Annotated in this window: 24 protein-coding genes; 3 read left to right on the top strand and 21 right to left on the bottom strand. The window is 48.0% G+C overall.

What is annotated here, in order from left to right:
* Positions 1 to 3: 3 nt before the first annotated feature.
* From HQN88_RS16250 to HQN88_RS16165, 18 genes are all read right to left on the bottom strand, one after another.
* Complete coding sequence (locus HQN88_RS16250; RefSeq protein WP_173113921.1) at positions 4 to 585, bottom strand: glycoside hydrolase family 73 protein; 582 nt, start codon at positions 583 to 585, stop codon at positions 4 to 6.
* Positions 582 to 980 carry a phage holin family protein gene (locus HQN88_RS16245; RefSeq protein ID WP_173113918.1) on the bottom strand — a complete coding sequence of 133 codons (399 nt, stop codon included), beginning with the start codon at positions 978 to 980 and terminating at the stop codon, positions 582 to 584. The genes HQN88_RS16250 and HQN88_RS16245 overlap by 4 nt, the downstream gene beginning before the upstream one ends.
* 72 nt (positions 981 to 1052) lie before the next feature.
* Entirely contained in the window at positions 1053 to 1589 is a 537-nt protein-coding gene (locus HQN88_RS16240; protein ID WP_173113915.1) for an XkdW family protein, read from the bottom strand.
* A 13-nt stretch (positions 1590 to 1602) separates the two neighbouring features.
* Positions 1603 to 4917, bottom strand: coding sequence for a pectinesterase (locus HQN88_RS16235; RefSeq protein WP_173113911.1), 3315 nt, complete (start codon positions 4915 to 4917; stop codon positions 1603 to 1605).
* A 17-nt stretch (positions 4918 to 4934) separates the two neighbouring features.
* Complete coding sequence (locus tag HQN88_RS16230; protein WP_173113908.1) at positions 4935 to 5501, bottom strand: YmfQ family protein; 567 nt, start codon at positions 5499 to 5501, stop codon at positions 4935 to 4937.
* The gene (locus tag HQN88_RS16225; protein ID WP_173113904.1) at positions 5498 to 6607 is read right to left on the bottom strand and encodes a baseplate J/gp47 family protein; all 1110 of its coding nucleotides are present in this window, start codon (positions 6605 to 6607) and stop codon (positions 5498 to 5500) included. The genes HQN88_RS16230 and HQN88_RS16225 overlap by 4 nt, the downstream gene beginning before the upstream one ends.
* A gap of 1 nt (position 6608) precedes the next feature.
* Positions 6609 to 7094, bottom strand: coding sequence for a DUF2634 domain-containing protein (locus tag HQN88_RS16220; protein ID WP_173113901.1), 486 nt, complete (start codon positions 7092 to 7094; stop codon positions 6609 to 6611).
* Entirely contained in the window at positions 7095 to 7484 is a 390-nt protein-coding gene (locus tag HQN88_RS16215) for a hypothetical protein (RefSeq protein WP_173113897.1), read from the bottom strand.
* Positions 7471 to 8484, bottom strand: a complete 1014-nt coding sequence (locus HQN88_RS16210; RefSeq protein ID WP_173113894.1) for an XkdQ/YqbQ family protein — start codon at positions 8482 to 8484, stop codon at positions 7471 to 7473. Before HQN88_RS16210 ends, HQN88_RS16215 begins: the two co-directional genes overlap by 14 nt.
* Entirely contained in the window at positions 8484 to 9116 is a 633-nt protein-coding gene (locus tag HQN88_RS16205; RefSeq protein ID WP_173114051.1) for a LysM peptidoglycan-binding domain-containing protein, read from the bottom strand. The genes HQN88_RS16210 and HQN88_RS16205 overlap by 1 nt, the downstream gene beginning before the upstream one ends.
* Positions 9117 to 9123: 7 nt before the next feature.
* Entirely contained in the window at positions 9124 to 11229 is a 2106-nt protein-coding gene (locus tag HQN88_RS16200; RefSeq protein ID WP_173113891.1) for a hypothetical protein, read from the bottom strand.
* 5 nt (positions 11230 to 11234) lie between these two features.
* Entirely contained in the window at positions 11235 to 11387 is a 153-nt protein-coding gene (locus HQN88_RS16195; RefSeq protein ID WP_173113888.1) for a hypothetical protein, read from the bottom strand.
* A 23-nt stretch (positions 11388 to 11410) separates the two neighbouring features.
* The gene (locus HQN88_RS16190; protein ID WP_065857630.1) at positions 11411 to 11803 is read right to left on the bottom strand and encodes a phage tail assembly chaperone; all 393 of its coding nucleotides are present in this window, start codon (positions 11801 to 11803) and stop codon (positions 11411 to 11413) included.
* A gap of 34 nt (positions 11804 to 11837) precedes the next feature.
* Complete coding sequence (locus tag HQN88_RS16185; RefSeq protein ID WP_173113883.1) at positions 11838 to 12248, bottom strand: phage tail tube protein; 411 nt, start codon at positions 12246 to 12248, stop codon at positions 11838 to 11840.
* Positions 12249 to 12261: 13 nt separating this feature from the next.
* On the bottom strand, positions 12262 to 13725 hold the full coding sequence (locus HQN88_RS16180) for a phage tail sheath subtilisin-like domain-containing protein (protein ID WP_173113879.1): 1464 nt from the start codon (positions 13723 to 13725) through the stop codon (positions 12262 to 12264).
* Positions 13725 to 13946, bottom strand: a complete 222-nt coding sequence (locus tag HQN88_RS16175; RefSeq protein ID WP_173113148.1) for a YqzN/YkzM domain-containing protein — start codon at positions 13944 to 13946, stop codon at positions 13725 to 13727. The genes HQN88_RS16180 and HQN88_RS16175 overlap by 1 nt, the downstream gene beginning before the upstream one ends.
* Before the next feature lie 10 nt (positions 13947 to 13956).
* Complete coding sequence (locus tag HQN88_RS16170) at positions 13957 to 14781, bottom strand: minor capsid protein (RefSeq protein WP_173113876.1); 825 nt, start codon at positions 14779 to 14781, stop codon at positions 13957 to 13959.
* A 203-nt stretch (positions 14782 to 14984) separates the two neighbouring features.
* Complete coding sequence (locus tag HQN88_RS16165; RefSeq protein WP_173113873.1) at positions 14985 to 15413, bottom strand: ArpU family phage packaging/lysis transcriptional regulator; 429 nt, start codon at positions 15411 to 15413, stop codon at positions 14985 to 14987.
* 165 nt (positions 15414 to 15578) lie between these two features.
* Here HQN88_RS16165 and HQN88_RS16160 point away from each other — a divergent pair, with 165 nt between their 5' ends.
* From HQN88_RS16160 to HQN88_RS16150, 3 genes are all read left to right on the top strand, one after another.
* Complete coding sequence (locus HQN88_RS16160; RefSeq protein ID WP_173113870.1) at positions 15579 to 15983, top strand: helix-turn-helix domain-containing protein; 405 nt, start codon at positions 15579 to 15581, stop codon at positions 15981 to 15983.
* Between the two features lie 19 nt (positions 15984 to 16002).
* Complete coding sequence (locus tag HQN88_RS16155) at positions 16003 to 16704, top strand: ImmA/IrrE family metallo-endopeptidase (RefSeq protein WP_337995156.1); 702 nt, start codon at positions 16003 to 16005, stop codon at positions 16702 to 16704.
* 154 nt (positions 16705 to 16858) lie between these two features.
* Positions 16859 to 17053, top strand: coding sequence for a hypothetical protein (locus HQN88_RS16150; protein ID WP_173113864.1), 195 nt, complete (start codon positions 16859 to 16861; stop codon positions 17051 to 17053).
* A gap of 500 nt (positions 17054 to 17553) precedes the next feature.
* Here HQN88_RS16150 and ppnP read toward each other — a convergent pair whose 3' ends face one another.
* From ppnP to purU, 3 genes are all read right to left on the bottom strand, one after another.
* Entirely contained in the window at positions 17554 to 17871 is a 318-nt protein-coding gene (gene ppnP / locus HQN88_RS16145; protein WP_173113861.1) for a pyrimidine/purine nucleoside phosphorylase, read from the bottom strand.
* Positions 17872 to 17949: 78 nt separating this feature from the next.
* Entirely contained in the window at positions 17950 to 19971 is a 2022-nt protein-coding gene (gene tkt / locus HQN88_RS16140; protein ID WP_173113859.1) for a transketolase, read from the bottom strand.
* A gap of 184 nt (positions 19972 to 20155) precedes the next feature.
* Complete coding sequence (gene purU / locus HQN88_RS16135; RefSeq protein ID WP_173113856.1) at positions 20156 to 21055, bottom strand: formyltetrahydrofolate deformylase; 900 nt, start codon at positions 21053 to 21055, stop codon at positions 20156 to 20158.
* Positions 21056 to 21070 lie beyond the last annotated feature (15 nt).

The following is a 21070-nucleotide window of genomic DNA, read 5'->3' as shown; positions in this document are numbered from 1 at the left end:
GGTTCACATCTGCCCTGACACTTTACGAAGCTCATTGGCTAGACGGTGAAACTCTTCCCTAGCTTCAACATCCTCCGTGCTCATCCAAGCAGCGGATAAAAAGTTAATAATTTTATTGGCATCATCCGAACTCATCATATACTCCCTTTCCTCTTCAACTTGATCAAAACGTGTCAGATCACTTCCCTCAATAATAGTAATTAGCTTGTCCGCATAGTGTGGATCTGTCGCATATCCTGCTTGCTGAAGTCCCCGACTAGCTTTTCGGTAGTCTTGTTCATTTACTATCTTGGCGTACCGTGGATTGTTCGTAAGTAGGATAGCGTGATCGCGTATACTGTCACTCCAACTTTCATATACACGGAACCCATCTACAATTTGCATCCACTTGCCGTTAATGAATTCCTGCGTAGTCTGCTGTTGCCCGCTCCCTTTAATCCCAAATAAATTATTGCCTGGGGCATATCGTCCCCAACCACTTTCCAGAATAGCCTGTGCTATCGTCACACTAGCCAAAATACCAAATGCCAGCATATTTGCTTGTGCGGCAGGTGCAATTTGCACAATAAATGCTTCCTTGTTCATAACCCTTCCCCCTTGCTTCGCAAAACTTGAATCATTTGCTTCAAAAAGACAGGAAGGGGCAGACCTAAACGTCCGTAATTTTCAGTAATTGAAATAAACTCATTGGCCAAGTAAAAATAGATCGCGCCTGTCATCATTAAGTCTGTGTCCAAGAGAATATCCATGCGATGAGCCAGCATAATGACAAGCAGCATCAGCCCTTTGCGTGCCAGGCCCCAAAAACCAACTTGACTGTTGAGGCCCTGCTGCTCTTTGATCGAAGCCGCAATACCTGTCACATAATCGACGAGTATCGCCATAAGGAAGAGGCTTATAAGTTCGTTCCATCCGCCGAAGGTGTAGGTTATAATGGCTCCGAAAGTTGCTGTAAGCAGGTTAAAACTGATTTGGTTCATGTTTTTGCTCCTTTCTTGAGGGGTGGGGGGGCTACCTGGATTATTGCTTCCTGGTAGCCCCAATATTGGGTTTCACCACGATATTGATGCGATATCCTCAGCATGAGTCGCGGATAGGACAGCGTCTTTTAGCTCCCAATACTTGCTTATGTTCGCGGTTTTATGAGCGATCCCGTCGGCGTACAGCACCTTGAATTGTTCGAACGTATGAGGCTGCGGAACGCCTGATGCTTTCCACATGACGTTTCCGGTAATAATCCCCGCTAAGATTGCATTAAATGTGCTTCCGAGATTAATCTGATCATTGTACCCAAAGTCATACGTGATATCTGTGCCGAGGGCGTCAGATGTGAATCCTGCGAGGATTGATTCATTACAAGCGGTGTTGAGTAGGTTAATTTTAGCGGTTCGGGCGTCGTTCAATGACTGTTCTGGCGTAGGTTGCATAGCGTTCCAGGTAGATTGAAGGACTTCTAGAGACGGCTGTTCCTCATCCATGTTCCATTGTGCGATGTACGGGCCGTTGCCGTCTGAATCGTCTTGGACAATGAAGTCGGTCATGGGTATGGATTGTGGGTAAAGATGCTTGATTGCTAGTGCTATGTTCATGTGGGTTCCTCCTTTAGGCGATTCTTGTAATGTCTAAGTATGCGGCTGTTGTCAAGACTGTAGTCGAACTTGTGATAATGTAAATTTCTAGGTAGTCGTTGGCTAGTAAATCGAAAGTGGCGTTAAATGGTATCGTCGGTGCCGCAAGTGATGTACCGTTGTTTATGCTTATAAACCTTGATGGCGAACCATTTTTATAGACAATAACGGATAGTGTATTGCTTGTACTCATGCCCGAACTGAATGCTAATGCACCTTTAATGTCGTAAGTCCCCGCATTTTTAGCTGTAAATCGACTAGATGAGAATTCCGCTAGATTGTCTATACTTACCGATTGAAATAGCACCTTTGTGTTAGTTCCCGCTGATATATTCTGCGTAGCATTAGGTACATAATATATACGGCTTCTACTTGCTTGTGTGTTATCTCCCCAAGGGTTAAGTACGCCACCTGAAGGAATGTTGATTCCTCCGTTTTGAGCAACGTCCGTCCCTCCTATCGGTTGTGTCCCATATCGAGAAATCATCCCACCATTTTGCGCTACCGTTGAAAATATATTACCTGTCCCTGAATTAGATTCAGACATAATCCTTCCGTTATTAGCTAAGAGTGAATATGCCCTGTTAGAAATTACCGAACTATTGATATATAAGTTAGATGTTTCTGAAACCACCCCTAAATACCCTGTCGCTGATGCTACTATATTCATGTACGAAGCCACAACCCTTGTACTACTAAATACATTCATAGCTGTATTTGTTGTGATTGTAAGATTAAATCCTCTCACTACAATGTTCGCTGAATTAGTAGATACTAATATTGAACTCAATGTTACATTTGTACTAACTACCGTATCGCCGTATAAATTAACCGTAGATTTCCCGCTAAATCCGTTTATTCTAATATCTTCCGCATACGTAGCTGACGCTACGTTTATCGTAACCAAATGATTGACAATTTGAGGAATACTATCAATTGCCCGTTGAATCGTCTTAAACGGCCTCCCAGCGCTACCATCGTTATTGTCCGAACCGTTTGTCCCGTCTACGTATAACGTCATTGCGGCACTTGTCTTTTGCGGGACGTTGTAAATTTGTCGCGCTAGAATTTCCGCAGCGCTGATACGTGCGTCCTGGTCTGCGCTGTTCGTTGCCAGTGTATCGACCACCGTTTTAAGGTTACTAGCTACTTCGCCAGCTACAGCCTGTACTGGGGTTGATAGTAGATATTGGTCTAGTGCAATATACGAGACTTCGTACGTTGCTGTTAGGTCGTAGTTTGACGAGTGTATGAGTGCCTTTGTTTTTCCATATACATTACTTGACCCTGTGTAAATATTCCATTTGTTATCAAGTTTACCGTTCTTGTAGATTACTAGTATTCTATCGGCTCTGTTTTTGAAAAGTGTAACAAGTACACCACTAACTAATAAGGCACTATCATTCACGTAATAGTAACTATCAGGGGTGTTAAAAGCAGGGTTCGCCTTCTCTCGAATTACTACCCCTTGTCCCACTTCAATCTGATTCAATCCCTCATGTAAACTCATACCTGCGTCTACTTGGATTTCCTCAAATACTGGTGTAGCTAGTTGATAGGTTAGTTTGTAAGGTGTCCACCCTCCCTGTCTGTTTGAGGTAGTCGGAAGTGTAGTGGTCGGTCCTGTTGGGGCTACTTTTTTCCCTGTTGGAAAAGTTGTATTACCACCACTTGCCCCGCACCATACTTCTGTCCAGTATTTTGTTCCTGAAGTGTAAAGCGCCCCAGTTACATCGCTCATAACCCAACCATAGAAATATGCTTGTATCTCTTGTGCTGTAGGTGTGTATGTCTCACCCCAACCACTGTCCGTGTCGGCAATAGATACGTAAAAATAGTTATCTGCACTGTTTGTTGCTTGTTCTGCCGCGTTAAGTCCAAGTAGATTACGTAATATCTTTCCATCATATTTTGTAGTTACCGAGGTATTGTTTGACCACAAAGGTAAGCCTGCAAGGGCTACTAATTTGTATCCGCTAGCTTCAACGGAAAAAATCCATGGTAAACTCCCGTCTAACAACACATCCTTAAAACGCTTCTCAACACAGTATTTCCCATCACGCTTAAACAACGTGTCATATACTGTCCCATCGACGGATGATGCTAATTGTACGTTAGGGAATGCAAGCATATCGTCGTTACGTGGCTTGAATGGTTTGGCGGTTGTGCCAAGGTTGAGCATGGGGTTAGTGAATGTGAATGTTCCTGCTCCCGCGCTCAAATTACCAACGTACACACTTATTTGCGTGTTATTTCCACTGTTGAATGTTCGATTGGCAGAACCCCAAGTCAACAATGTTCCACTGCTAGCTATAACCGCATAACCTGCCCCCGGAGATAACGTAGCACTGAAAGTGTAGTCTTGATTAGGTAAAACGGGAACCGTTAAATACATTTGTTCACCACTCGCCAATGCCCCAGACAATGTTATAAGTGTCGTGATGTACGGGGAATTAATAACCCATGAACCATTAGCTGTGACATTCTGTGTCCACTCGTTAGACGTAGGATGTAAGTTTTCCCCATACTTAATTACATAAGGTGCATTCACATGTTTTACATCGTCTACGTATGGATATTTAGCGGCGATTTGTGCGGCTGTCATACTGTCGATTGCGTTGTACTCTGACAATCCAGATAATTCGTAGACTCGAATACCATCTACAAAAGCATATTGACCTGCAACACCACCAACTAAATGTTGAATACTTAAAGTCGTGTCAGATCCTTTGGTTGTCTTAAAATACGACAGATTAAACTTGGTTGTATCTGTTACACTATTCCCTGAAACAGATATGTCTGATAATCGTATACTTGTGCTTGTAGCGTTTCCGTTCTTTACTTCTCCAAGAACAATATAATATTTACCTGCTTGGAAGGTTATTTGTGTGGTTGTTTGGGCTACTCCCGCGACAAATGTAGCAGAGATAGTAGATTTTATGGCGTTGTTTCCGTACTGCTTATTACTAGAGTCTAAGGCAATAGTTACTTGGGACGCTATAAATTTGCTCGCCCCCTCACAATTCCCATCCCTCCCCAACAAATTAACCAACGTACGCCCCTTAATACTCAAGTTGTTCAATGGCGAACTCTGTGGAACATTAACAACCTGCATCCCATTAACCAAATTAACAGCCGTTGGCGGTGGACTCACGCCAACTTGCGAACCAAGCTGCGCATCTATCCTATCCCAGTTATCATTCAACATGGTGTTAATATCGAATGTATCATTGCCGTCTGTGGACGGATTTTTCTTATACAGTCCTATATTCGTGGTGGTGCTGGACATATGTTTTTCCCTCCATTTTAAACGGGGATGAATGGCGCGAAGTCGGTCATTTTCCTCGTTTGAATTTCACTAATTTTTATCGTTTGGTGCAACTGGCTGAGTAAGAAATATTTGTACTTATAGATCACCTGTAAATGGGCTGGCTTGATTTCCTCGATAGCTGCTTGCAGGTCGTTTAGGTTCGGCGGCGTCCCCAACGTATCCACGAACCTCACCGTAAACTGGTACGAACCCGGCTGCTGCGTAACCTCCACCGCACCGCGGTCATAAGCCTCGGCCACGCTCTGAATCAAATCCACGGTGACGGTTCCGACACCGCGCAGCTTAGCATTGATCACCGACCGACGCTGATCGTCGGGCTTGGCCGGCACCGGCGCGATGCCGAGCTCGGCTTCCCACGCGTCCAGCCCCCACGTCGCGGAGCCCACGAAAAATTGCGCCAATGTCTCCTCCAAGGAGACACGCAGTTGATCGAGCTCCGCCCCTTGGGCTTGCAGGATAGAGCCCATGACGCGCGATGTCTCGTAGTAATCCGGCAAGTAGCCGAGCATCCGGTTGCCGCTTGTTGAAGTCACTTGCGTCATACTAGTGACACCGTCCCCACAACGGCAACTTGCCCAACGTTGATTGCGATGTTGGAGCTGCCGCCATTAATCAGCAGGTTGGCATAATCCTGCACGCCAGGCGTGTCGAGCAACAAGGAGCCGATGCGCACATAGCGTACCGCTGGATCACTAGAGAACGCCAGTTCGGATAAATAGGCGCGAACGGCCCCGGTGAAATCATTTTTCACCTGTGTCAACGTTCTTGATCCATTCAATGTCAGCACGGCTTGAACGCCAATTGCGACTTCCGCAGCGGCCACGACGGATACAACCGCCCCAATCGGAGCTTTTCCCACCAAGGGTGGAGCAGGGTAGATGTACTGCTGCGCGGCTGTAACGATAGGAGCAGCAACGCTCCTTTTATCCGTGCCAATGATGACGACTTTGACTGTACCAGGACCCTGCCATAACGGCACCACCTGTGCTGCTCCAACTCCCGCAACATCGAGCGCCCAGTTCAGATAGTCGGCTTTATTGCCACTTGTGCCAGGAGAACGGACTTTGGCGTAATAACGATTGAGCAACGCATCATCTTTCTCAACTTCCGCTCCACCTGTCATGGGCGCTGTATTCGTCACGCTCATAATTCCTGCAATTGGCGTGATCAAAAGACTGATCGCCCCGCTCGGCACATTGCCCTTACTCCCACCTTCCACTGCCGAAACGGACACCATGACATATCCCGAACTATCCACTACAGCCGCAGCCAATGTCTCAAACATCATGGATGAAGTCCCCAGAAGAGTATCTGCCAATGTACCAACACGCGTTCCTTGAGGGACGACCGTCCCAACAACGCCTGTGAACTTCACTTGACCGACAGCTTTCATCGCCTCTTTGCGAGTAACGCCTCTCTCCGCACACCGTAAGTCCAGATACGAACCAAAGGTCGTTCCCGCGAATCCCCGCCGCAAAACCTCCTGTGCTTGCAACGCCGCAAGTGCCAACTCAATCGAAGCTGGAGCCACTGCATCCCAGACATAAGAACCTTCTGACTTGTCCAAATCGGAAGGCAAGCTGCTTAACATCCGGCTCCGGATCGCTTCCTCGGTCTGTTCTACCAAATAATCGGGTAAACTTGCCATATTAACTGATCACCACACTTCCTTTTAAGTTTTTTTGCTCGCCTCGCACGTTCACGATTTCACATTGAAACGAACACCGATCTTTTTCCCATTCAAATGTAAAATGGCGAACGTCCGCTGTACGCGGGTCGACCTTCAAGGTCTCCGTCGTAATACGCAAAATCTCCATTTCATTCGCTTGACGCGACAAATGCCGGGCAATCAAATCATCGTACTCCTGGCCGTATGCCCGGGAATACACCAGATGTGTGTAGCGCCGCGAACGCAGCGCCTTTTGGCACCATTCGAGCCATGCGTCGGTGCTCACGCATTCCGCGATTTTACCAGTCGGGGTTGTTACAAACTCGCCCGCGGAATGGTCAAACTTCGGACTGCGTCCGAAGGGGATCGCCCCCTTTTTGCCAGCTGCCAAAAATGCCTCTGTTCTTGTTCCAACTCCAACCCCTGTCCCAGAAATCGCGCCCACTAACGGAAATAAATTCGGCATCTATTTCACCACCTTACACAGAATTACGGCATCGTTGCCGTCATCGATCGGAATCGCGAGCACGCGGTCCCCAGGCTTCAAACCATGCTGAAACTCCATCCGTACATCCTCGACGCCTGACTCTGCAAAAGCAAATGTGCCTTGCCCCGATACGGGAACTCCGCCGCTGTTCAAACCCGAAACCGTGCCCGTCAGGGAAAAATTAGGAAAATGTAGCTTAGCCATCCAATCGGCCACATAGTAATCAGCAATTTCATGTTTAAAACGATCCAACTTCAGCCCACCAGCCGTCATCGTACCTAGTTCCGCAGGCAAACCGGAAACCGCGGAAGCGGCATGCCCTGACATCCGACTATCCAAAAGTGAAGCCAGCTTGTTATACGGATTCATTCATGTAATACCTCCTTCTGACGAGCTCGGGACTGCCTAGTTCCAGCACCATTTTGCCAGGGTCACCCAACTCGTGTCTGACCGACATCGCAATGAGCTCCATCCCGCTTCCCGCCAAATCTACTTTATCTCCGGCGCGAATGGTGTTAATATCCAGCGATGTGACACTGATCGTCTCCTGCATACCCGAGAGCAGGGCATGCGCAGCCTCTTTGGCTTCGGAAACGGATTGGAAACTGCTGTCTTGGACAATTTTTTGCAGCGTGCCTAACTCCGCAATCTCCCCTTCTTCTACAGCCAACACCTGCGCTGCTTCGCCATCTCCTGCTGATTTCGTGCCGAGCACCTTCACCTTAGTCACGGCCCCTTCGAGTGTCCTCTTTTGCATAATGTTCATCACATTCTCACTCGGCTCCAAAGACCATACGGTTGCATTACTGCCTATTTCCACAAGCTCCAACCCATTGATTGTCATGCGCGGACGGTACATCGGGCCGCCTTTCTTGGCCGTTTCTTTGAGATCCTTCATCATCATCGCGTACATTGTGTCGGAGCGGTACATCGCTTTGACAAGCTTGACACCTGTATCCGGCAAATGGCCAAGAGGGATGTTCCAATCCTCTGCATACCTGCGTATGCGCTCATTCGCCGTCATTCCGCCCGAAAATACATACTCATCTTCCGATTTGGCCAAATAAATCGTACAATCATACATCGTTACCGTTAGCCGATCCATCCGTTCATAACTGTTTTCGCACTGCCACACAACAGCTGGATGCAGTAGATCCACTGGCTCTGTCCCGCCAAAAGGCGTGCCAATCACACGAACACCTTGACCCGGCTTCATCCCCGGAAAATCCGACGTCACCACGATCGTCGCTTGCGCCCGATAGGAAATTTCGTCGAGCGATTCCTCCAGCGTCATTTCATATATCAAATCCCGCAAAGCATATTGCTCATCCAGCCAAATATCATAAGATCCACTAACCCAGGCCGCCATTAGGGCATCACCAGCTCTTGTCCGACCTGGATAACATCGGAATTATCACCGATTAATTCACGATTCATATCATAAATTTCCCGCCAACGGTTGCCGGAACCGAGATTCATTTTCGCAATCGCCCAAAGAGAATCCCCCGACTTGACCGTGTATGTAGCAGATACAGGTTTAATATCAGGCCGTGCCTCTCCGACAGAAGTGCCTATGCGCTCCGCCAGTGTCCTCACTTTATAGTCCTGCCAAGTACGAAAAGTCACATCGAAATACACATCTCCAGGCTCACCGCCTTTGAAACTGCTGTTATGCGCCGAAAGCATGACAAGCACATTCACATCCGTCCCCGTAATTCTCAGGCGGAGCGGCTCACGACTTTCCATCCATGTATTCAGCTGGTTCATCGCTGTTTGCGGATTGGGCAACGGCTGGTACTTACAGTAACTAGCGTCATATTGCGCTGGAAAAAAGGAAGAGAAGGCAATTTCCTTCACCTTCACACCTTGCGGCACATCCAGTTCGCCTCCACTAATAAGCGTAATCGTTTCAAAGCTTTTGTCTCGGCGAATGTTCACTTCTGTCGGATTGACGGGGAAGTGTAGCAACAAACTGTTCGGATCTTCTAGTGTAAAATCCATAGCTTGATTAAGCATTAGCGCTGCCCCCGTTCACTGAGCGGTTTTGCATGGCTGCGTTCATTTGCGACACAATTTGATGCCCGATCGTGAAAGCTAGCTTCTCCTTATCAACTTCCTCTTTCGGAAAATGAACCGCTACGCCATCCACTTTGACTTCATACTGGTTCGGAGGGGCAGTTTGCGTTGCCGAAGACTTCATCGCAGAAACAGCTTGAGCGGGATCAGCTGCCAAGGACTCGCGCCCCTGAGGTACTAGCGAGGTTTTGGACTCTGTTTCCTCCACAGGCTTCTTTTTCCCTGAAAACCATTTATTCGCAATAAATGATCCTGCTTTATCCCCAAGCCATCCTCCCACCATTCCACCTAATGCCGTTCCTAATCCCGGCAAAACGACCGAGCCCAGCGCAGCACCTAGCGCAGCGCCACCCGCACCTGCGCCTGCTTGAATCGCCGCTCCCGCTTTGTTCTCGGAAGTAAGTACATCCACAGCTGCCATTCCAATGCCAAGCGGTGCTGCCACTCTGCCCGCTCCTTTCAGCAGCTTGGAGCCACCTTTAAGCAGTTTGGACAGTCGTCCCTTTGTGGAAGACGGTGGATGTCCGTCAGGTTGTCCCTGTACAGCGACTCTCCCTGAATTACTATCATCTTGCGTAACCTCTGCAGCAATGGGTCTCGTCCTCCTGTTACCTACTGGTTGTGTACGATCGGATTGCAAATTGGTTGTCGTACCCGTGTTGGACTCCGTTTTCTTGCCTGCATTAGATTTCGTCTTCGAACTCGCATTCGGGCAGCATTTCGTACCGTTCCCTTCGAGCTTGCCTTTTCCCGAGGATAGCCCCTTCAAAGATTTAATGCTTTCGACCATCGTTTTAACGCTAGTTGCAACTGATTTGAAGCTCTCTGAAATAGACTTGAAAATTGAATTCAAACTTTGCGGGATCGATTTGAAACTTTCAACGAAGCTTTTACATCCCTCGCCTACTGCTTTGATTCCGTCGCCGAAGTTTCTAATCCCATCGCCTATCCCCTTGATTCCGTCGCCAATGCTACTTAATCCCGTACCTATTCCTTTGATTCCGTCACCGATGCTTGTAATTCCGGCACCGATGCTAACAATTCCATCGCCGATATTTTTGAGTCCATCACCTATGCCTGTGCCGATGCTTTTGATTCCATCGCCGATACTGCCAATTCCCGCGCCTATTCCTTTGAGTCCGTCACGGATGCTGCCAATTCCCGCACCTATTCCTTTAATTCCATCTCCGATGCTGCCAATTCCTGCGCCTATTCCTTTGAATCCGTCGCCTATGCTGCCAATTCCTGCGCCTATTCCTTTGAATCCGTCGCCTATGCTGCCAATTCCTGCGCCTATTCCTTTGATTCCGTCGCCGATACTGCCAATTCCTGCGCCTATTCCTTTGAATCCGTCGCCTATGCTGCCAATTCCGTCACCGATGCCGCTAAATCCCGCGCCGATATTTTTGAGTCCGTCACCTATGCCTGCGCCGATGCTTTTAATTCCATCGCCTATGCCTGCACCTATGCCTTTGAAAGCATCGCCTATCCCTTGAAGTCCTTCACTTATACCTTTGAATCCATCACCGAAACCTTTAAAAGCTTCGCCAAATAGCTTCAGCGCCTCACCTATTCTAGCTAAGCGGTCAATCCAAACATCGATCGGACTTTTCTTCTCAGGCGCTGACTTCACAGTAACCATCGACACGGAAGCTGAGGCAGATGCTTTCGCTACTGCCGATCCCCCGCCGCCCTGTATGCCTACAGATAACGTGCCGCCAAGCCCTTGCAGCAATTGCCGCAGCTGTTTCGCTGCACCAATCACCTGATCGTTGATGATCAGCTTCACATCGACTTTCGTGTGACCCAAATCCGCCAGCTGCAGCAGCAGCCGGTCAATCACAAAGGAAAAATAATCCCGCACCGCAATCGTCGGTCTCGCTGTCACTTGACTGAGTCTTGCACCAGCTTCCCCAGCCTTATCAAATAAACCTGACAGCCGCCCTACAGCTGAACTAGTCCGATCCACAGCTCTTCGCAATCCATCTTGCGCAGCTGTCACTCTTGCTAAATTGCCTGCCATCGCCATGTCATTCATGGCTCTCACCTCCTTGCGCGTTCACGCTCTCGCTGCAGCGCTTGTTCCTGCTCCAGCTCAAGTTCCAAGCTGGCCAGCAGGAATAGCTGCTCCCCGCGAGGCAGCTTCCAGAATGCTCCGGGGCGCAAATGATGACGCGTCCACATCGCATGGAGCATCGCCGGGAGCCCCCCGGAGGCAATTAGTTTTTTACTTCATCCAGCGTTGTGTTGAAGCCGCTCAGATCAAGTACTTCGTCCCCCAGCGCTGACAGCTCGCCAGCAAGCAAAATTCGCTTGATCACTTCCTCGCCAGAGCTAGCTTGATACTTCGTCAGCAACCGGGAGTCCCCCCAATTGGGGGACACAGTTGCGGCTGCAATGAGTGCGACATTGAACTGCTCTTCGTCGAGCCGATCGGTTTGGACGCCTCGGCGATCCGATCTTTCCGTGCAGCGCTCACGCAGTGCAAACACTTGTTTACCTGTTAATCCACGCAGAATAATGGGGACGCCAACCCGGGAAAGGGTTAACGTCTTTTCTGGCAATTGATCCGCTTCAAGCAGTTTTTGCAAAATTTGTTCATCAGTCAACATTAGGTATGTCCTCCTTTAAAATGGTTAAGTCAGGTTAAATCGCCTTAATGGGGTCATTCAATGTGTAGCCTTCGAACGTAAACGAAACTTCTTCTTTCACTTCCTCACCAGCTGTCCAGTTCGCTAGTTGAAGCTTGTCCAGCATCACATTGTTCAGCGTAATCCGCTCAAAGCCATAGGCATCCGGATCACCAAGTTTGGAAACAAGACTAAATTTATCGAATCCACGAGCAATCATATCGCTTGTTACTTTGAAACCGCTAAGTGTACCCGTCCCTTTCATAGCACCTTTCTTATGGCGAACCCACGGATCACCAGCTAGGTTAAGCTCTTTCTTTTGAACCTCAACATTTGCTTCTAGATGGTTGAAATTCGTTTGCCAAACACCACCAATAAATACACTTCCATATGTGCCTAAAATAACTCTACTCGCATCTAAACTCATTATTATGCCTCCCTTAATTTACGATAAATGTTCCGAAAATTTGTTCCATGACATCCGTCAATTGCGCTTCCCACTTGATGTACACTTGGTCAGGGGCAGGTGTGAGTACAGATCCTTGGCCGTAATAGGCAGGGTTCAGATACACATCGAAGCCCTGTGTTTCAATGACGCCAGCTTGCGCCAGTGCCTGCATATATTGCTTGGCTGCTTCCACGAGCGCGAGACGGCCCTCTTCTGTGTTGTTCACTTTCCCGATGTAGTTATCTTCCGCTGTACGCAGCAAATCGTTATTGATCGTGTCCATGACGCGAATTGTACGGATTTTCTTCCAAGCCGCGTTCTGGCCTTGGCGCATAGAGATTAGAGCGTTCATACCGCGAAGTACCTTCACTTTCTGGCCGTCGTGAACCAGCAGGAACACGCCATTCTTTACGGCACTTTCTTGCTCGCTCCGAGTAGAGCGGCGCGTCACATCACTGAATGGCGAGACCGCGTAAGTCGTCGATTCGCTTAGCTTCTGACCCGCGATGAGGCCCGCCACATACGCGGAAATATATGCCGAGCTGTAGCTCGTGCCCGCTAGGACTGCTCCTGTTCCAACATTCACAATCGCTTCGTGATTGTATAACGCACTCCTCGTCGCAGCTCGGCTGATGCTATCTGCCGCCGTATCGTCGGCGGATGAACCACCGAGCACGGTCACAATCCCTTTGCCTTCGCTGCGCAATCTCGCTGTCCAAGCGACGACAGACGCTTGAATGCTCGTATCTGTAACGCCATCCAGCGCCAGCACGTGAAACTCCTTCGTTTCCATTGCACTCAAAGCATTTACATAATCGGTTGCGGCAATGCCGCTAACACCGGAATTCCCTCCCACAAGCGCGCTGCCTGCGACAGCAGCTAGAGTGCCATTACCTGGAGCAAGCACAGTTGCCGTCAACCAAGTGTTACTGGTATCTTGATTAATCGCATCAGCAGCAGCTTGAATCGTAGTGCCTGAGAAAGTAAATGTGCGCAGCACTGCTGTGCCTTCGAGCAGTTTTAGATCCTTTTTCGCGGAGTCCACGGCGTTCGTTTGTACAATAACAGAGAAGCTATTTCCTCGTGTTCCTTCATATTTCGCATCGAGCTTCAGCACATTCGCTGATGCCGAATCTTTCAGTGTTACACTCGCTTTAGCCACTGTTGCATCAGCGATGCGATACGCCAACACCTTCTTCGGCTTACCCAGCAAAGCCAGTTTAAGCACAGCTGGAGCTGTCGCCGCACCACTTTGATCCAAACCGAAATTATCGTAGATGCCCTGCTCGCTCGTAATTTCCACAAACTGCCGCACAACTCCCCAATTCGCCTTCACTGGAACGATTACTGTCCCTTGGCTGCCAGGCTCAATCGCGCTTAATGCAGCCGCCTCAAAATTCATATAAAAGCCCGGCAATACCGGACGATCCGTCCCACTCCAAGTTCCACCCGCCATTATTCCTGCACCTTCCTTTGTAAAAAGTTTTGAATGAATTGTTTCGCTTCAGCAATTGTGAAGGCTGTTTCCGTCTTACCGTGCAATGCCCCAATGAGCACTTCCGACGGGCAAGCGAACAGCACCTGTGAATGGCTGATTAGCTCTTCCTTTGCGTAACTCACAGCTTCCGCTGTGTTTTCTTCTGTTTGATTCTTTGCAGTACTTGTACTCTGTTTCAAAATAATCACCTCAGATATGAATTTGTGTTTCTGTGTGTAGAGCTTCTATCAGTGGGAACACACTTTGGGGAGCCGTAACGACGCCAGTTAAAGTAACCGTCAGCAAACCTGTAGATAAATCTCCTGAACGCATCGCAATATTTGAATTAACGACTGTCAACCATCTGCCATCCGCACCTTCGACCGGCAATTTAACTTGTTCGGCCAGCCCAACTAATAACGTTTGAGCAGCTAACTGATACTCGCTTGCCGAGCTTGCAGCAATTTGTCCAACGAATTGTTTGGTAAGCTTAGCCATACCTTGGGACGTTGACGCACTCTGGCAGCTCGTACACTGCCAAGAAACGGCAGGTCGACATGTGCCATTGAATCCTCGATATACCAACCATGACGGTCCGAGTGCGGTTTCCGTGAAAAGGGATAGTGCATCTAACCACGACTCTACAACGGGCAGTACTTGCCGAAAGATCATGCTAGATTTCAGGAGGTATTTGCCTGTTGCATCCCTATCTTGCAAAGCGGGCAAAGACGTAATTTGTACCGTGTACAACTTATCATCGACCTCGATGATGCCGCTATCTGGTTCAAGCAGCTTCGTAATCACGCGCCATATTCGCTCATGTGCTCCTTCCGCTGTCACGCTCCTGACTTGCAAGCTTACCTTCCGCCAGCTATCTGGCCCATCCAGCTTGAACTCTGCACTACCACCGATATGGGTAAACCAGATTGCTTCATCTGGTGTTGTCGGCACACTGTCAATGAAGAGGTCCGTCCCGACAGTTCCTTCAGCTTTCGACTGGAGAAATAGGGCTAGTTGATGCGCCAAATTCATCATTCACTTCTCTCACCTCCTTTCCAGGTTTATATTTGTTTTGAAATTCAAAACATTTTTTTCTTTTCAAAACATATCTTCACTCCTTACACCTCCGCCGGAACGGTTTCTTGTGCATCTGCTTGGCAACATCGCCTCCCTTGCTTGGCTACACACCGATCTTAACATGCCATATTTTAGGCGAACTGCCAATAAACGGCCAATTCTCAGTCACCCTTTTGTAGCTTCACTTCCAACCGCAGCATGTAAGCTAGCTTCTCAATTGCTCTAGCCTTTATCCGTCGATACGTTCGCTCACTCAAATTAAGCTCATGAAACAACAGAAAATCGAATGTCTTGTCCCTTTTTAGATACCGTTCCCGGATAATTTCCTGCTCCTGTTCGTCCAGCCCATAGATCGCTTGCTCAACTTCACCGCACTCACCTAACAAGTGATCCTCTGAACTCATAGGGTAAGCAGCCCCATGCTCCGCCACTTTGAACAACTCATTCCTACTCGAAATGGATCCATTTTCTCTTCGCAAACAGCCTATTGTTCGATACTTACGCACGGCTTCAAGCACACCTTCCACCCTTTTGCGTGTTGCTCGGCGATCAATCTGTTCTTGCTCTATATTTAAAATACGTTCTACCATCCCTTGGTCATCTCCTAAAATTTGTCGTTTTGAAATTCTAAACACATCATACGTTGTCTTGTTTAAAATTTCAACACAAAAAGTTTTGACATTCAAAACTTTTTGATGATCTCCCCTTGTTTTTTGTACCGCTCACCATTTACAATAGAATCAGGTGATCAAACGATGAAAGATATGGTGCAATTTGGCATCCGAATCCGGGATCTGCGAAAGATGAATAATTATTCCCTCAGAGAGCTTGGCGAACGGTCCGGTGTTAGTTATTCATTTATTAACTCCATAGAAAATAACCGCTTCAATCCCTCAAGGGAAACGGTTATTGCCTTAGCGGATGCGCTTCGAATAGCTGAGAAGGACGAGCTTCTGCTGCTTGCTGGATTTGCTCCAACGGAAGAGGAGTCACTCGATAGCTTATCTGGAGACGGTCTTGACGAAGTCGATGACCCTGATGTGAGCTTATTTTTTAAAGACTTCAAGAATGCCCCTAAAGAGCGCCGCGACGAGATGCTTCGTTTCTGGAACTTCATCAAAGAGCAGCAACAGAACCGAACACCTGACAGCAAGCAGTAATTCATGAAGCCAAGCCCATATGGGCTTTTCTTTAACCCAAACAAGCGAACATATATTCTATTTTCCAAAAAAAGCGAGGTGTATTCACCTGTTCACTCATTACCAACCAACCTCTCTTGAACAGTGGGTAGAGGCTTTATATAATCAACTTGACATCACATCACCAGCTCACCTGAGTATGACAAACTTAGCTGCTAAACTGCAAATTTGGGTTTATACGATGGATATGAACAGCATGGCCATCGAAAAAAACGGCCTATTCAGCATCAATGTTGACCGCCGCTTATCCGTCAAAGAACAGTGGGAAGACTTCCTGCATGAGCTATGTCATGTGCTTCGCCATTCCGGCAACCAGATGGTGATGCCTGATCGCTATGTCGATTGGCAAGAGCAGGATGCATCAGCGTTCCAACTCTACGCGGCTATTCCCATATCCATGCTGAAGAAACTATCGCTGCCTGAACAAAAGAACGAAATGGTCGCCTTTCTTTCTGAAGAGTTCCAGGTTACCTATCGACTAGCCAATGAACGGATCGAACAAATCCAGCGGCGCGTCTTGCAAGGGATTCTGGATCATGAATACCATCAATTTACACAGAGTCAAGTGAGGACGTACGATTCAGCCAATTGGTCTGATGCAACTCGCGCCATCATGAACAAACTAGAGTATTTAAAGCGAAAAGGGGGAATGGCAGATCACCAAGCTAGCCGTCTATTATGACTTTCATGAAGAGCGTATACAACCACTACTCATGGCGCTGCATTTTCAGCCTAACGAGTTAGACTTTAGCAAGTCCACCCTTTATATTCCCATTCGTGCTCCCTTTCAGCAGCTTCATTTCGAAGAAATCCTCGATTTAGAGGCCGGAATCACCGTGCTGCTTGAAGACCTCATCGTCAATCCTGCACGCCCTGCTTCTATTGGCATCAGCCTCTCTGGAATCAAACAACGACATCAGCTTCTACGCCAAGAGCACCCTTCAATTCAGAAGTTATGGATTCGCATGACCGACATCGAAGAAGTTCTGCAGATGGAGATCCGATCCCTATATAGCTGGTCTTCCAAATGAGAAAGGACCTGTAGCTCTGCCTCAGGTCCTTTCTTTATCGCATACTGTGCGCTAGCATCCGTCGGACGACGGAGGTACACCCCTTGCGCACAATATTTGTGCGCTAGCACCCATCGGACGACGGAGGTACCTCCCTTGCGCACAATATTTGTGCGCTAGCCCCCGCCTGACGACGGAGATACCTCACTTGCACACAATATTTGTGCGCTAGCGCCCGTCGGACGACGGAGGTACCTCCCTTGCGCACAATATTTGTGCGCTAGCGCCCGTCGGACGACGGAGGTACCCTCTTGCGCACAATATTTGTGCGCTAGCGCCCGTCGGACGACGGAGGTACCTCCCTTGCGCACAATATTTGTGCGCTAACGCCCGTCGGACGACGGAGGTACCCGGAAACTCATACTTGCTAATATGTTGAAAAAAAACCATACATCCATTGAACATATCGTTCAATTCCGATGTATGGTTTTTTGCTTTAAAACGTTAGACGCCCCGCGTGATTACTCAGCGATATACGAACAAATATAGTCGCTCACTGTTTTCACTTCAAGCTTGAATTTCGCGTTAGCTGGGACAGTGAACTCACCTTGACCGCTGATTGTGATCCATTCGCTGCTGCCTGGTAGCAATACGTTCAGCTCACCAGCTTGGATTTCCATGATTTCTTTCACATCTGTTCCGAATTCATATTCACCTGGAAGCAAGATGCCTAGTGTTTTCTTCGTGCCGTCTGCAAATTGCACAGTGCGGCTTGTTACTTTGCCATCGAAATAAACATTGGCTTTCGTAAGTACAGTTACATTTTCAAAGCTAGACATGATTAAAAGTTCCCCCTCTAAAATGGCTATGAATACATGCAAGCTGAGGCCCAGACAAGCTGAGCCCCTGCCATTATATTAACCTAACAAAGCTTTTACGCGTGCTGCAACGTTCTCTGGTGAGAAGCCGTATTCTCTAAGAACTGTATCCCCTGGTGCGGATGCTCCGAAAGTGGAAATTCCAAGGATTGAACCTTCGTCGCCTGTGTAACGCTCCCAGCCAAGTGGGTACGCCATCTCAACAGCAAGACGCTTCTTCACGCCTGGTAAGATAACGGAATCTTTGTATTCTTTGGATTGCTTCTCGAACAACTCCAAGCTCGGTAGGCTGACAACGCGGACGTTGATGCCCTCGGCTTGCAGCAATTTTTGCGCCGCGACAGCCAGTTGAACTTCGGAACCTGTTGCTAGGATTTGTGCATCTGGTTGACCGTTTGCAGCATCGGATACCACGTATCCGCCTTTGCTTAGGTTCGCTTTAGCTCCTTCAACCGTACCTGGAAGGATCGGCAGGTTTTGACGAGTCAAGACAAGCGCAACTGGACCTTTCGCTTCGGAGATCGCATAGCGCCAAGCTTCGGATGTTTCGTTACCATCAGCAGGACGGATAACTGTGATGCCTGGAATTACGCGAAGTGCCGGAAGTTGTTCGATCGGCTCATGCGTCGGTCCATCTTCACCAACAGCGATACTGTCATGCGTTAGCACGTAGATCACTGGCAATTGCATCAAAGCTGCAAGACGAATGGATGCACGCAGGTAATCCGAGAATACGAAGAATGTTGCTCCGTATACTTTAACTCCACCGTGAAGCGCCATACCGTTCATCGCTGTACCCATACCGAACTCACGAACACCGAACCATACATTGCGTCCAGCATAGTTGCTAGCGCTGTAGTTGGATTCGCCTTTGATCATCGTGTTGTTGGAGCTCGCTAGATCCGCGGAACCACCAATCAATTGCGGCAATTTGCCTGCAACAGCATTGATCGCATTACCGGAAGCAACACGTGTAGCCATAGGCTTGTCTTCTGTCGTGTACGTAGGAAGTTCAGCATCCCAACCAGCTGGCAATTCGCCATTCACAGCAGCGTTGAATTGGTTGCCAAGCTCTGGATAAGCTTTAACGTAATCGTTCAACAGGTTGCTCCAAGCTTCTTCAGCTGCAGTACCTTCTTTTTGAATCTCCGCATAGTGTGCGCGAACTTCATCCGGAACGTAGAAATCCGGTTCTTCTGGCCAGCCGTATGCTTGTTTCGTCAATTTCACTTCGTCGCCGCCAAGTGGGGATCCGTGAGGTCCAACGTGACCACCTTTACCACCTTTGTTCGGGGAACCGAAACCGATTGTCGTTTTCACTTCAATCAATGTAGGACGAGTTGTATCAGCTTTCGCTTCTGCAATTGCTTTGGAGATTGCAGCAAGATCATTCTGCTCTTCAACGCGAATAACTTGCCAGCCGTATGCTTCGAAACGTGCTTGCACGTTTTCTGAAAACGCCATATTCAATTCGCCATCAAGCGAAATATCGTTAGAATCGTACATCATGATCAATTTGCCCAATTTCAAATGAGCTGCAAGGGATACTGCTTCAGAGGAAACGCCTTCCATCATATCGCCATCGCCGCAAATTGCGTACGTGTAATGGTCGATAACTGGGAAGTTTTCTTTGTTGTAAGTCTCTCTCAAGTGAGCTTCAGCCATCGCCATACCGACAGCCATACCAACACCTTGTCCAAGTGGACCTGTCGTTGCATCAACACCTGCTGTGTGACCGTACTCTGGGTGACCAGGGGTTTTGCTTCCCCATTGACGGAAGTTCTTGATCTCTTCCATTGGCAGATCATAGCCACATAGGTGAAGCAAGCTGTATAGAAGCATGGATCCGTGTCCTGCAGATAGAACGAAACGGTCACGGTTGACCCATTTAGGATTCGATGGATTGTGTTTCATATGCTGTTTCCACAGCACGTAAGCCATTGGGGCAGCTCCCATTACCATACCTGGGTGACCTGATTTGGCTTTCTCAACAGCGTCTATACCAAGTGTACGGATCGTGTCGACGGCTAATTGTTCAATTGTTTTTGTCGTTGCAGTCATTCGAGAATTCCCTCCATTATTTCTGTATTTTCGGCGTCATTAAACTTGTACATACAAGTGACTTTTCTCGCTTGCATTATTGTACCATTTGCTTTAAGGCTTTGCCACAATAACCCGTTAAAAGGCTTAGAGTTTTAACCTATATATAAATAGGCTGTACCCATAAATGGGTACAACCTGACTTTTAGTTAAAAACAACCGTTTTATTATTGTGGACGATAATCCGATCCTCAACATGCCAAGCTACTGCACGTGCAAGAACGATTCGTTCGATGTGACGACCGATTCTTTTCAAATCCTCGACATTATCTCGGTGACTTACCCGCTGAACATCCTGTTCAATAATCGGTCCAGCGTCTAGCTCGTCCGTCACATAATGCGCTGTCGCACCAATAATCTTGACTCCGCGGTTATGCGCTTGCGCATAAGGCTTACCGCCTACAAAAGCAGGTAAGAAGGAGTGATGAATATTGATGATGCGATTTGCGTAATTTTGGATAAATGAAGGGGAAACGATCTGCATATAGCGAGCAAGTACAATCGCATCGACGCCATCACCAATGACTTCAAGCTGGCGCTGTTCGGCCTCTGCTTTCGTAGCCGCGGTAACCGGAATATGATGAAACGGAATCCCGAATGGCTCCACCAGTGAGCGCATATCATTATGGTTCGAGATCACCATCGCGATATCCGCGTTGAGATCCCCTGCACGCCAATGCCATAACAGTTCGAGCAAGGCATGGTCTTCCTTCGAAACGAAAATCGCAATTCGCTTCTTCTGACTTGCCAGGGCAAGGCTCCAGTCCATCGAGAACTTCTCAGCAACGGTGGAGAAATCCGCTCTTAATGTCTCTACGCGATTCGCCAATTCTGTTAAATCAAATTCAATTCGGATGAAGAACATCCCACCCTCTGGATCCATCGTGTACTGATCCGATTGCACAATGTTCGCACCGTATTCAAATAAAAATTGCGATACGGCTGCTACAATACCCGGCTGATCCGGACAAGATATTAGCATTCTTGCTCTATTCACCAAATCGCTCTCCCGGCGATTGGAGCTATTCGTAGTTCCCGCTTCCATGTGTATCCCCCTAGC

Origin of the sequence: Paenibacillus qinlingensis (genome assembly GCF_013204845.1) — a bacterium.
Taxonomy (GTDB): domain Bacteria; phylum Bacillota; class Bacilli; order Paenibacillales; family NBRC-103111; genus Paenibacillus_E; species Paenibacillus_E qinlingensis.
Note: the sequence above shows the minus strand (reverse complement) of the source record. Positions and strands in the feature narration are given on the sequence as shown.